Source organism: Alteromonas sp. ABV4_515 (assembly GCF_056160345.1).
This window is the reverse complement of record NZ_JBSWWZ010000002.1, coordinates 350,571-364,602: the sequence shown is the minus strand read 5'-3', so window position 1 is coordinate 364,602 and position 14,032 is coordinate 350,571. Positions and strand designations below refer to the sequence as shown.

Annotated in this window: 8 protein-coding genes; 3 read left to right on the top strand and 5 right to left on the bottom strand. The window is 48.6% G+C overall.

Annotation, left to right across the window (positions count from 1 at the left end; translation table 11 throughout):
* Position 1: 1 nt before the first annotated feature.
* Positions 2-2,737 (bottom strand): TonB-dependent receptor, encoded by a 2,736-nt coding sequence (locus ACXAGX_RS05905; RefSeq protein ID WP_474837183.1) that lies wholly within the window; start codon positions 2,735-2,737, stop codon positions 2-4.
* Between the two features lie 268 nt (positions 2,738-3,005).
* Complete coding sequence (modF, locus tag ACXAGX_RS05900) at positions 3,006-4,445, bottom strand: molybdate ABC transporter ATP-binding protein ModF (protein ID WP_474837181.1); 1,440 nt, start codon at positions 4,443-4,445, stop codon at positions 3,006-3,008.
* Positions 4,446-4,679: 234 nt separating this feature from the next.
* Here modF and ACXAGX_RS05895 point away from each other — a divergent pair, with 234 nt between their 5' ends.
* Positions 4,680-5,006, top strand: a complete 327-nt coding sequence (locus ACXAGX_RS05895) for a YkgJ family cysteine cluster protein (protein ID WP_474821195.1) — start codon at positions 4,680-4,682, stop codon at positions 5,004-5,006.
* Between the two features lie 81 nt (positions 5,007-5,087).
* On the opposite strand, the gene ACXAGX_RS05890 is transcribed toward ACXAGX_RS05895, so the two are convergent.
* Positions 5,088-5,855: a SapC family protein gene (locus tag ACXAGX_RS05890; protein WP_474821193.1), complete on the bottom strand. Its 768-nt coding sequence runs from the start codon at positions 5,853-5,855 to the stop codon at positions 5,088-5,090.
* 450 nt (positions 5,856-6,305) lie between these two features.
* On the opposite strand from ACXAGX_RS05890, the gene ACXAGX_RS05885 reads away from it, so the two are divergent.
* Both ACXAGX_RS05885 and ACXAGX_RS05880 read left to right on the top strand, forming a co-directional pair.
* Entirely contained in the window at positions 6,306-8,234 is a 1,929-nt protein-coding gene (locus tag ACXAGX_RS05885) for a S9 family peptidase (protein WP_474837179.1), read from the top strand.
* An 80-nt stretch (positions 8,235-8,314) separates the two neighbouring features.
* Positions 8,315-9,484 carry a dipeptidase gene (locus ACXAGX_RS05880; protein ID WP_474837556.1) on the top strand — a complete coding sequence of 390 codons (1,170 nt, stop codon included), beginning with the start codon at positions 8,315-8,317 and terminating at the stop codon, positions 9,482-9,484.
* Positions 9,485-9,579: 95 nt separating this feature from the next.
* On the opposite strand, the gene ACXAGX_RS05875 is transcribed toward ACXAGX_RS05880, so the two are convergent.
* Together ACXAGX_RS05875 and secD are read right to left on the bottom strand one after the other, a co-directional pair.
* Entirely contained in the window at positions 9,580-11,295 is a 1,716-nt protein-coding gene (locus ACXAGX_RS05875) for a potassium/proton antiporter (RefSeq protein WP_474837177.1), read from the bottom strand.
* A 115-nt stretch (positions 11,296-11,410) separates the two neighbouring features.
* Complete coding sequence (secD, locus tag ACXAGX_RS05870) at positions 11,411-13,984, bottom strand: protein translocase subunit SecD (protein ID WP_474837175.1); 2,574 nt, start codon at positions 13,982-13,984, stop codon at positions 11,411-11,413.
* Between the last annotated feature and the right edge of the window lie 48 nt (positions 13,985-14,032).

Here is a 14,032-nt window from a genome sequence, read left to right as displayed (position 1 = left end):
ATCAGAATGTATAGCGCGCGCCCAGGAAATACTGGGAACCGGTATGACTGTATTCACGGGTCAAATCCATGTCGCCATCGCCCGTACCGTATATGCGCTCAACTTCGTCTGTCAGGTTAATAATTTCCAGCGTGAGAGTAAGCTTCTCATTCACATTATAAAACGCTGATGCATCCACATGAGTAGGTCCGTATTTCATTTCCTGCGCATGACCATTGCCGCCAGGCTCCCGCAGTAGATAATCATCACGCTTGTTCATCGAAACGCGGGCACCGTATTTGTCTGTTTCGTAATACAAAGTAAAGTTATAGGAATTAGGAGACAGGCCTGTTGAGTCTTCCGCAATAACGCGAGTCAGGTTTGCCACTACCCCGAAATTAGACATCCAGCCATCAAGGAAGGTGAAAGGTTGCTGGTACATAAGCTCGAAGCCTTTAACCGTAAACCCGTCATTATTATTTACCGGAATACTGTGCGTATAGAGTTGAGTAGCAGGATCGCCAACCGGCGCAGTTGCCTGGTATTGCGGATCATTGTAAATGGCCGGCCAGTACTCCTCATCAACAAGACGCTCCACCAGCTCAGTATCCAGCGAAGTCACAATATCCTTACTGAACAAATTCAACGCAAGCACTGCTTCTTCACTGAAGTACCACTCTAATGCTAAATCGATGTCGTTTGATTCGTAAGGGTCAAGTCCGGGGTTACCAAGATTACTCACCGTAAAGGTTGTAAAACCAAAATTGGGAGCCGCAATATTTAGCGAGCCAAGGCTTGGGCGTGTCATGCTTCTGGCATAAGACAAGCGTGTTACTAAGTCGTCGGTAACTTCGAGCGCAAGATTGATTGAAGGTAGAAAATTATCATAGTCACGGGTGATACTCACAGGATTGCCGCTGACTAACGCTTCAGACGTTACTTCGGTTTGAATATAACGACCACCCGCATTAACACGAAGCAACATGTCCGCGACATCAAAATCAGAATTGTATTCGACATAGACGGCTTTGGTTGCTTCCGTTACCACCCAGCTTGATTCAAGATCCTGCGTATAATTGTGAGTCAGAATGCCATCTGCTTCCAGCGCTTCAAAATCAGCTACCAGGAAAGGGACCAAAGTAGCGCCATCTAAGCCATTGCCAAAATCATCGTAAGGGAACGGAGTCGTATACTGACTCGGATCGAAAGCGGTAAATTCGCCATCACCCTGACGATAATCAACTTCACGGTTATTAAAAGCAAAACCGGTTTTCAAATCGTAACCGTCACCCAGGTAAGTTAAATCGATTTTGGTGGTGTAGTTGGTTTTCTTCACTCTGTGGTTGCGGTTTGCAGCATTTACAGCGTCGACAAAATTATTCGGATCCATGGTGTCGTAATCACCGTAGTCCACCGTCGCAGCATCACCACTACTATAATCATAGGCGTAATAGTGCGGTACAGAGCGGTAGTAATAGCGAATTTCTTCCCGGTCTGCATCGTTCGCTGCGTAGCCTGTCATGACATCCAGCGCCAAATAATCGTTAATTTGGAAATCACCAGATAAGACGACCTGGTCAAAGGTCGACTCGGATACCTGATAGCGACTCTCATACCAGGATGTCACATTATCGAAACTGGCCGCTTCAAGCACTCGACCAGATTCATCGACGGTAAACGATAAAGGGGTTTGCCCCTGAAAGTTACCCGGTGCACCGCGATTAATAAACCACTCCATAGAGTTGTAGCTGCGGCGATCGTTTTCCAGCTCGGAATGCAGAATGTCCAGCGTGAATAACATGTCGTCATTTGGTTTGAACTGGAACGAACCTGTGGCGCCAATCCGCTTCTGATCGTTTCCAAAGAAGTCGGCACGAGGAAGCCTGGGCACCCACAAACAAGAGATGGCTTCTTCAGCCCCACAATAATTATCTGGAGTGCCATTAATTTCGGTGAGTTGAGACGTATCTCCCCAAGTACCATCGCCAATTTGATAAGTGGGTTGCCAGCGCACACTGCCGAAGCCTTCCTGTCTAATAGTTCGTTCAGACAATGCCAGAGAGAAAAGTGCGCCAATGGTGTTATCAGCAAATGTGTTACTGATCAGGAAAGCCGTACGCGGATCGACCTCTTCAGTGAGGTCGTTGTAGCCGCCTTTCAACGATACCGTTGAGGCAAATCCCTGGTAATCGAAAGGTCTTGCGGAATACATATCAACCGTACCAGCAATCCCCCCTTCTTCAATTGAAGCCGTTTGCGTTTTCTGGATATCGATTCGATTAAACAATTCCGATGCAAACACATGAAAGTCAAAAGAACGACTACTGTTCACGGTGACACCGCCGGAATCGAGACCATCACTTCCCGCAGGCACTTCCATACCATTTAACGTGGTACGGGTAAAGCCTGGGCTGAATCCACGCAATGTAATATTACGTCCTTCACCACCCTCCCGGGAAATTGCGACCCCTGGCACGCGCTGAATGGCCTCAGCGACGTTCAGGTCGGGAAACTTACCGATGTCTTCCGCCATGATTGATTCGCGAACGTTTGACGCGTCTCGTTTTGCGTCAAGTGCTTTTACCAGCGCACCGCGAAAGCCCTTAACCGCAATGACTTCAACATCACCGTCTTGCTCTTCAGCCGAATTCTGAACAGCCTCCTGCGCCGTTGAAATAAAACTGAGTGATGTAATCGATAAACCTAAGAGTATGCTTTTAGAAAGTTTGCTGTAGCTAAATGTGTGCTTGGATTTCATGTGCTGTCCTTCCCGATTGAACGTTTGGTCGGGCTAGGTGCCATTCATCCCATGCCCGTATCTCGCACACATTTATATAACATTTAAATTACATTTGCTACCGGTGGCATTAAAATAATAGTTATATATGTAACATTTAAGCTAAGAAACACGCATGAAATTAGAAATAATTAGTAGATATCAGGCCAGTAGCAGGACGACCAAGTCACATAACACCGTTAACAAAAAACCAAAATGCCACCGATAGCAAATTAGAATTGATACTGTGCTAATTATAATCCTGCATATTCAACACCCGCTCTATTCCATCAATGCGGTCTTCACTATGGTGGTTAACATATAGCAGCGTGCTTTCCCCGCCTTTGGCAATAATACCAAGCAGTGCGAGCACTTTAAGCCGGTTAATTTCATCCAAACCATTACAAGGTTCGTCCAGAATTAACAGTGTTGGGTGCTTTACCATGGCGCGCACGATAAGCAGCAAGCGCTGATCACCAAATGAAAGCGACTGGAACGACGTGTTCAGCCTATAGGTCATGCCCGCAAGCGCAATCCATTCTCTGGCAAGCTGTTTTTGTTTTACCGTTGGCTGTTCATACAGACCGATACTGTCAAAGAAACCGGAAAGCACCACATGTAACACCGGGCTGTTCACGCGATACTGTAAATGAAAGCTATTTGAAACCAGTCCAATGTGCTGCTTGATGTCCCAGATACTTTCGCCACTGCCTCGCTTGTAGCCAAACACCGTTAGATCATTGGTGTAGCAGTGTGAATCATCACCGGTGATCATCGACAACAAACAGGTTTTCCCGGAACCATTTGGCCCTACTACCTGCCAGTGCTCGCTTTTGTTTACCTGCCAGTTGAGATCCGAAAAGATAACTCGGCCATCGTAACTCACCTTGCCATCTTTCAATGCAACCAGCGTAGTTTCATCATCCTTCATTTGCGGCGAAGCGCGATCAGCATCCTTGGGTGGCAAACTCGTTGGCACATTCTCAAGATGCAGCAGATGTTTTATCTGTTCACGATCATCCTTGGAGACCACATCCCCCTGAGAAGCCCAGGCGACCTTACAATCTTGCATTAACACCAATTGATTGATGAAACTCGGAATTTCACTCAAGCGATTAACAACGATCACAATCGTCATTTTTTCGCTCAGTTCATCAAGTAACTCGCGCAAAAATGCAGAAGAGGCAGCGTCCAATCCGTCCCAGGGTTCATCGAGAATAAGCAATTGCGGGGCTTCGAGTAGCGTTTTCACCAACAACGCTTTACGGGTTTCGCCAGTAGACAGGCCAAGAAAGGCATTATCGAGAAAATGGTTCATGCGCAGGCCAGCCGTAAGTTTGTCGAAAAACGCCTGCTGCTCGGCACCGAGTTTACCGCATTGTTTAAGCATCACTTCAGTGGTCGTGCTGGGCACGGGAACCACATCAAGAATATCTGCATCGTCCTTTTTCTTTTCTTCAGCAATAAGTGCTTGCTGCTGCGCTGTGCTCACCCAGCCAGTGCTGATTGATCTTGTGCGTTCACCCTCTACGACTTCGCCTTGCCCTGCCAGCACCGCCGCTAACGCAGACTTCCCACTTCCATTCGCCCCCACCAGCGCAACGTGCTTAAGCGGTTGAATGTCAAAATGTTCTGTAAAACACGAAAATGTATCGGATAGCGCCACGCGGCACTGCTCTAATGCGATCATAATATCTCCTTTAATAAGAAAATTATGCCTGATAAGTGATGGGGTGCTAAGAAGAATGCGGTAATACATATTCTTATTGCGTTTTAACAAAATACTGAAATAATGCGCCGTCCGAGCGACAAGGCTTTTCTGGCTCATCCTGTTCGCTCATGGGACATCGAATGAATGTGTATTTGATGGCCAACCCAGTCCAAAACTGGTTGTTGTGCACGTAGTGTGGAGCAAGCAAGGGCAATGAATCCCTGTATTAACTGTGGCGCGTGTTGCGCAACTTTTCGTGTTTCTTTTTATTGGTCTGAGTCCGATCCTTTTGCAGGCGGCTCGGTACCGGCAGAACTAACAGAGAAAATTTCACCCAACCTGGTGGCAATGAAAGGCACGAATCAGCCATCTCCCCGATGCGTGGCGTTAGCCGGTGAAGTGGGCTTTCAGGTGGGGTGCGGTATTTATGAGCGCCGTTCGTCAACGTGCCGAGAGTTTGAAGCGGGAACGGCAGATTGCTTAAAGGCCCGACTCAGGCACGGCATTAATGAGGATCTTATTCCAGTTGTCGCAGCCTGAGCGATGTGAACTGCCACACCCCTAGTATAAAAACAGAAAAAGCGGGCCAGGCCCGCTTTTTACGTATGCATAATGTTGAATTTACGCTGTTGGCGCTTGTTCTGGCGCAGGACCGTTATCCGTTGCAATTTGCATGTTCGCAATTGGGTTTTGCGTATCGTTAGACAGTTCAACCAAACGGTTCAGCTGACCCAGTGATAACATGATTGCGTACAGTGCGCCCAAGAAGCCCTGTTTGTGCAGATCGGTCACGGTTGCTTCTGGCAGTTCCAGTAAACGTTTTTCGTTGATGCTGAACATACCAGTAACGTTACGCTGTTGGCCGTCTTGATAAGTAAGACGAATTTGAATTGGATCAAGCAGATTCAGTTCAACAACTTTCGCAATGAAACGTTGTGTCAGCATTTCACTGTTAGCCAGTTCACCTAAGAACTTTTGACGATTTTCCAGGAAAGCAGACGGCGTACCATCTTCATTGAACAACGGCTCACCGTCTTCTGCGCCAACCAGGTTGCTCTCTTCATCGATGTAAACGCCAAGCTTGTCAGCATCAGGACGAATATCGAAAGGGTAACGCATGATGTTCATTGGTACGTGTGGTGCTTTCCACTTACCCGTAGCCAAGAACAGGTTTTGATTCTGTTCCATGCCCAGCATAGCAACGGTGTGATAACGGTCGCTCTTAGGGTCTTTGATAAATACCAAAGGCATTGTTGCAGCAAGCTGCGCATATTCACGAATAGAAGCTGCAGACAGGTGAGTTTGTTTTGCAAACTCAAATGCACTGTTAACCGCTACTTTTAAGTCTTTGTGTTTTTCTTTATTCAGCGGAATGTAGTTAATAGCCATAAATCTGTTCTCATTACGTTTATTGGTGGTAATCAATTGTGGAATTCGCCAGAGGAAATGCCCTATTGGTGAAAGCCTGCAGTCCCTGCGCACGCGACCACTAACAACTCTGGTCAATGGACTCACCAAACACAGATGAGGAGAGGATTACCACGAAGATTATTCTTGTTGCCTGCTTAAGACTGGCATGAGTCTGTAAAACAGGTTGCCAAGCAGTATCCCGTATTTACCGTCTTAAGTCACGCCCTGAGAACCATATCAAAATTTAAACTTTTATTACAAGCCTCTTTCTTGTCAGTAACAACCCGCTCCTGCAAAGACATGCCCACAACGGCGATACCGGCATCCACCGGAAATATTTACCATTGCACCGGCTATTGATGGTTAGGTGATTGTGGCATCGCGCAATATTTCGTAGGCTGAAGAAAATAAAAACTAAAAGGTTTCATCATGGGTCCACTTCGCACATTTTCCACCTTAATTGGTCTGAGCTTTCTCAGTCATCTCGTTTTTTCTGCACCAGAAACAGCGTGGCCTTATGCCGCTGACATTCCTGCATCACAAACTTTAGATGTGGGCCTGGCTGGAGAACAGCCCGTTGATATTGCACGCTTTCTTCTTGCCCGAGGGGCATCGCAAAGTAGCATAAACAGTACCGGAAGCCAGATGGCATTTGTCGATAACGTTACCGGGCGCCGCCAACTCTGGATTAAGAACCTTCCCGACGGACAGGCGAAGCAATTGACCTGGGGAAATGGCATTTCGTTTTACGCTTGGCACCCCGACGGACAGCGCTTAATTTACGGCGCTGACAACAATGGCGACGAGCGGGAAGCTTTCTTCATTCTGAATGCCGATGGTTTAGAAGAAAAAGTTTTACTGCCTTACAGCGACGGTTTTCGTTCATTCGGTAGTTTTTCCAACGACGGAGAAAAATTCACTTACGCATCGACAGAGCGCAACGGCCGAGATTTTGATATCTACCTGCATGATATGAAAACAGGTGAGAACAAAATGATATTTCAGGCTGAATTTGGATATTTTCCACAAGCGTGGCGACCCGGTTCTGACGAAATTATCGTGACAGAGACACGGGGCGAAGATGCCGAAGACGTTTATATGTTGTCTGCAGAAAGTGGGGAACTTCGTCCGTTGTTTAAACCTGATGTAGCTGCCGCTTTTAGTGAGTTTCACTGGACTGACGATGGCAGCAAGTTATATTTCGTATCGAATTTAAACCGTGAGATGAAAGCCATTTTCGCTTACGACCCAGCCAGCAAAAAAACCAAACACGTTATTGGTAGCCAGTTCGATATTGATGACTTTATCGTTTGCGGACAGGATTCCATGCTTCTGTGGACCGAGAATCGCGACGGTATCGATACCCTTTTAAAGAAACCGGTTGGCAGTATTGAAACCAGCGAAATTCCGCTGCCAGACGGCGATTACTCAATTAGCTGTACCAAAGACAGCGCCAACGTTCTGGTTAGCATTAACAGTGCAACTTCGCCGGGTGAGGTTTACCTAATCGATGTGCAGAGTATGCAGCAAACCGTGGTATATCGTGCTGAAATGGCCGGTATTTCCCGTAAGAACCTGGTTAACCCAGTGCAGGTTAGCTTTCCGGCCCGCGACGGTGTCACACTGCACGGACAACTCTATATGCCAAAAGGGCGAGAAGGCCAGGCACCGGTGGTTATCGATGTTCACGGGGGCCCTACTTCTCAAGCCAAAATGGGCTGGCAACCGCTAACGCAGTACCTGGTTGGTAAAGGTATAGCGGTGCTCGATATCAATGTGCGTGGCTCTACCGGCTACGGCAAAACATTCACCCGTTTAGATAACCAGGAAAAACGTCTCGATAGTGTGCGCGACCTGGTCGATGCGCTAACGTGGATGAAAACAGACAACCGTTTAGATGCCAACAACGCCGCGGTGATGGGTGGCTCTTACGGCGGTTACATGGTGAATGCGGTAATGGGTAAATACCCCGATGCTTTTAAAGCCGGCGCCTCGTTTGTTGGGGTATCAGACTGGGTACGAGCGTTAAAAAGTGCATCGCCTGCCCTCATGGCGTCAGACCGCATTGAGTATGGCGATATCCGAGAACAAAAATGGCAGGACTTTTACGCGGTAAACTCACCTATAAACACCGTTAACGATATTAAAGCACCGATGTTTTATGAGCATGGCGCTAACGATCCCCGTGATCCGGTAACAGAATCCGATCGCATGGTAAAAATCCTTCGGGACAAAAACATACCTGTCACTTATTTGCGCTTTCCTGATGAAGGCCACGGTGTAAGTAAGCTGGAAAACAGGATTATTTTTTATCGGGAACTCGCTGCATTCTTAGAGCTGCACTTAAAAACACAATAATGATGAAGGGAAATAACATGGGGCGACTCAGCAACACAATCTTAGCAAGGAAATCAACACTGGCGCTTATCATTCCAGCCATGCTGTCACTGGCAAGTTTCAGCAGTCATGCAGATTCGCCAATCAAAGTATCGGCGCAGGCAAACCAGATTGCGCAAGAGAATATCATTGTCGACGGGCATATTGACGTACCTTACCGTGTGCATAAAAAATGGGAAGATGTCAGCGTTGCCACCGAAGGCGGTGACTTTGATTATCCCCGAGCGAAGAAAGGCGGACTTACCGCGCCTTTCATGTCGATTTACGTGCCAGCGAGTTTAGACAACTCTGCGGAATCTACCGCCGTTGCTCACCAGTTGATCGACTTGGTTGAAGCCATGGTGTACCGCTCACCGGATAAATTTGCTATCGCAAAGTCGGTCGCAGATGTAAAAGCACAATTTAAGGAAGGCTTGATCTCTTTACCAATGGGTATGGAAAACGGTTCCCCCTTACAAGGCAGCATGGAAAACCTGAAGACCTTTTACGAGCGCGGTATACGCTATATCACCCTCGCCCACTCGCTCAGCAACCATATTTCTGATTCATCTTACGACTTACGTCGCCAGTGGCACGGTTTGAGCCCATTCGGTAAAGAGGTGGTGGTAGAAATGAACAATTTAGGCATCATGGTAGACATCAGTCACGTGTCAGATGAAGCTTTCTATCAGGCCATTGAAATCAGCAAGGTGCCGGTTATTGCTTCCCACTCATCGTTACGTAAATACACGCCAGGATTTGAGCGGAATATGGACGACAAGATGGTGAAAGCACTGGGAGAAAATAACGGTGTGATCATGATTAACTTTGGCTCTAGTTTTGTTTCCAAAGAAACCCAGGATTGGCGCAATAATCTGACTAAGCGCAAAAATGCGTTAATTAAGGAAGTGGGTGAAGATAGCCCGCAGGTGGCGGAATTTGATAAGAAATATCGTGAAGAGAATCCTTATCCGTATTCCACCCTTGAGCAGGTGCTGGACCATATCGATCACGTGGTGGAACTGATCGGCATTGACCATGTTGGTATTGGGTCTGATTATGATGGCGTCGGTGATTCGCTGCCGGTGGGCTTGAAAGACGTATCGTCTTACCCGAACCTCATTCAAGGCATGTTAGATCGTGGCTATTCTCGTGCAGAAATTGAGAAAGTACTCAGCGGCAACCTGCTACGGGTATGGTCTGAAGTAGAAAAATACGCCGCCAGCCACTAATCCGCTCAGCAAAAAATCAGCATTAAAAAGCATGCCGACGCACAGTCACGTGTGTCGGCATTTTTTGTTCACAGGCTCTCGTATCTAAACACCACTCATACTGTCGGGCGAAATTGCACAGCCATGGCGTAACCGTTGCGCACATGCTTTATTTCAAACAATCCAAAATCATGACTTAGCGCTTGCCCTTCACTGAGGGTATTCCCCAGATGCTTTTTCAGAAACTCGTTCAGCGTCAACTCCATCTCGTCTTCCGGCAATGGGAAATCCAGATTATAGGCGTGACTGATTTCACTCATCTTAGCGACCCCTTTTATGACCAATTCGCTGCGGGAAAAATGGGCTTTCTCCAGACTTTGTATGTGTGAAAAGATATTGTCGACAAAAGGTTTCAGGCCCGGCCGGATAAGAATAAAAATGTGATCGCCCGGTAACAGCATGGTAGACCCCCGTGGCGGAAATACCGCGTCGCCCCTTGTGATCATCGCCACTACCGCCCCTTCTGGTAACGCTAGTTCGCCCAGAGTGCGGTTTACCGCCTTGGCTTTATCACCAAGGGTGTACTGCACGATATCGGCGTTTACATCGCCCAGTGAGCTAATTTCTAATGTGGCTGAGGGCGTGACCGGGGCACTTTCCAGCAACTTCAGCTTTCGCGCCATCCACGGTAGCGTAGAACCTTGCAAGGTGGCGGATATTAGCACCACAAAGAACACCACATTAAAAATCAAATACGCTTGTGGAATGTCGAACAGCAACGGAAATATCGCCAGGATAATAGGGACAGAACCCCGAAGCCCAACCCAGGATAACAGGCCAATTTCACGCTTGTTAAAACCTGCCATCGCCATAAATGGCGCCACTGCCAGCGGCCGTGCTACAAATATCAGTACGGCGGCAATCAGCAAGCCTTCTGCCCAGACATCGAGCAGAGATTTGGGATTCACCAGCAATCCCAGCATGACAAACATGCCGATTTGACTCATCCACGCTAGGCCATCGTGAAACATGAAGGTGGCGCGTTTGAGTACAAACCGACTGTTACCAATAAAAACACCGGCAATAAAAGTCGCGAGGAAGCCGCTGCCGCCAAGACTTGCGGATACCCCGAACGTAAGGAAACCGCATACGGCAACCAGCACTGGATACAACCCAGGCGCCCCCAGCGTAATGCGGTTAATCAGCTTCACAGCAAGCCAGCCAATGCTTAAACCCACCAGCGTACCAATGCCCATTTGCATAGCAAAAAGCATGGCTAAATCCCAACCCGGCTCCATTTGATGCGTAAGAAGTTCAAGAATGCCCACGGTAAGGAAGATTGCCATGGGATCGTTGGAAGCACTTTCAATTTCCAGGGTGGCTTTTAAGCGCGGGCTTAGATATACACCGGCATTGCGCAAAATGGAAAATACCGCCGCGGCATCGGTTGAACCCACAATGGCGCCTATCAAAAAGCCCACCATGGGCGGCACACCGAGAATATGGGCTGCAGCAAAGCCAGTTACCCCGGCGGTAATTGCCACACCTAAGGTTGCCAGGATGGATGCGGGCTTCCACACCAGCTTAATGGAAGAAAATGAGGTTTGCAGACCACCATCAAACAGGATCATCGCCAGTGCCAGCGTACCTAATGCATGGGCTACACCAGCATTATCGAAAGATAAGCCAAGGCCGTCTTCGCCGGCGAACATTCCCACCAGCAGGAATACCACCAGCAGAGGTAATCCGAGTCGGGGTGATAATTTACTCGACAGTATGCCGACAAAGAGTAATACCGATGCGATAAGGATTTGATAATCAATGGCAAACATACCGGTACTCCTTTAAACCTCAGCCATGTGTTTCGTGTTCCTACAGTAATAACAGACCCTGTTGTCAGGGTAATCGTTCACTATGCAGAGCCATAATGGCTCTGCACTGTAAGTGTTAGGGAATGTGCGCCAGCGACTCCCTGATTTCTTCTGATGTTGGACGCAGTTGCGCCAGTCCTTTTGCCTCACGGCGTTTACCGAGGTAATAAAGAATAGGTGATGCAATAAATATAGAGGAACTGGTGCCAATAACGATGCCAAACAGCATGGGCAGCGCAAAACTCGCGACCGACGCCCCGCCAGCAATGCCCATAGGTAACAATGCCAGCAACGTGGTTAATGAGGTAAACACCGTACGGCTTAACGTTGCGGTGATACTGCTATTGAGCACCTCCTCAATGGGTTTATCCGGTGTCATACGGAATCCTTCGCGGATCCGGTCAAATACCACGACCTTATCGTTGATAGAATAACCAATCAGTGCCAATAAGGCTGCCACCGCAGTAAGATTGAACTCCAGCCCTGTGAGCGCAAAGAAACCAATGGTTTTGGTGAGGTCTAGCGCAATGGTGGCGGTGGCCGCTAAAGCAAAGTGACTTTCGAAGCGCAGCCATAAATAGGCCAGAATGCCACCGCCCGCAATCAATACCGCTAAAATAGAAGCATCTGCAAAGCCGCTACTGACTTTTGAGCCCACCATATCAACACGAGGAAAGGTTGCATCTTCATCAAGGCTTTGCACGACCTGTTTTACTGCTGCTACCTGACCCGACTGCGCGACCTGACTACTGGTATCAGGTTCAGATTGCTCAGTATTCACACCTTCCGCATTGGCCTTATTTGGACTGTCTTCAACGGGCACACGAATCAGGTAGTCCCCCTGATTGCCAAACTCCTGTATAGACACGCCTTCGATACCATTGGCTTCAAAAGCGCTGCGCAGTGCATCAACCTGGACCTGCTGCGTGCTTACCTCGACCAGTGTGCCACCAGTAAAATCAACACCATGCTGTAAACCTGGCGTGAAAAAGGCCACCACTGAGGCCACCGACAAAAATGCAGAAACACACAGGCCGGTGACTCGTCCCCGAAGAAAGTTTATCGGGGTTCCGGCTTTTCGCTTGAACCAACCAGTGCCGGGGAACTGCAGAATCTGACGCTCTTTCCCGCGGGTTACGGCTGAAATTAGCATTCGGGTGACCGCGATTGCGGTGAACATACTCGTAAACAAACCAATGCCAATGGTAATGGCGAACCCTTTCACCGGGCCGCTACCGAACATAAACAGCAAACTCACAGCAATGAGTGTAGTTAGGCTGGAATCGAGAATCGTTGACCACGCTTTGTCGAACCCAGCCCGGATAGCCGTGCCCGCGGGTTTACCACGCCGAGATTCTTCTTTTATACGCTCGTTAATCAGAATATTGGCATCTACCGCCATGCCCAACGTCAGAATTATCCCTGCGATACCGGGCAACGTGAGTGTGGCACCAAACACACTGAGCACACCAAACAACATACCAATGTTAATTGCCAGACTGGTACAGGCAATTACGCCCCAACGGCCGTACATTACCACCATCAGAGCCAGCACCATGGCGGCACCAATAAGGCCGGTGGTTAATCCCATTTCAATAGCATCACTGCCTAAATCCGGCCCAACCGTACGCTCTTCAATAACATGCAGAGGCATGGGTAATGCCCCCGCCCGTAAAAGCAACGCCAGCTCTTTGGCTTCGTTAGCAGTGAAGTCGCCGCTTATTTCACCGCCACCTGCGCCAATAACCGCCCGGATCACCGGTGCTGTAATTACTTTGCCGTCGAGCACCACAGCCAAAGGCACACCGATATGCGAACGGGTCATGTCGGCAAACAGGCTGCCGCCCACACTATCGAGTTTAAAGTTTACGACAGGGTTGCCGGTGTTGGGGTCGAACGCTAGCTGGGCATCACTGATGTGTTCGCCTTCCATCGCCACCCGCTTTTCCAATGTGTAGGTGGTGTTCCCTTGCATGTCGGGAACACGAATAACGCCGGTTCGCTGACTGCCGTCGGTTACCCAGTGGAAGCGCATTTGCGCGGTGGTGCCAAGGAGATCTCGAATAGCTGAGGGGTCGGTCATCCCCGGCATTTGCACTAATACACCGTCATCGCCCTGCCGGGAGATACTGGGATCGACAAGCCCGGTTTCATCCAGTCGGCGGCGCACCACTTCCACACTACGCGCCATGGCATCGTTCACCAGCGCTGTTTTATATTCATCGGTAAGCGCAACCGAAATCACATTGTCGTTGCGGTCTATAGCGAACTGAGGTTTACCCTCGGTGCTGTAGCGATAAGCAGTGAGAATATCCCACGCCTTCTGTGCATTAGCATTCGCCATCAAGGTGAACTGAAGGTGATGGTTCGCCGCCGACTGCACCTGATAGCGAATACCCGCATCGCGAAACTGTTTAAACAGACTTTCACGCATATCGTCAAAGGCTTTGTCGAACAGCGGGGCCGTATCCGCAGTGAGCAAAAGATGAGAACCACCCTGTAAATCCAATCCCAGCGATAGCTGATTTTGGGTATACCAGTTTGGCAGTTTCTGCTGCGCAGACGCGGGCAGCAGGTTAGGCAAGGCGCTGAATAGGCCAAGCAAAATTACGAGCACGTATATCACGCCCCGTACGGAGAATTTTTTCATGATTATCCTTAGAAATTGTCAGCAAAATGGGCGTTTAGCCCGTGAAAG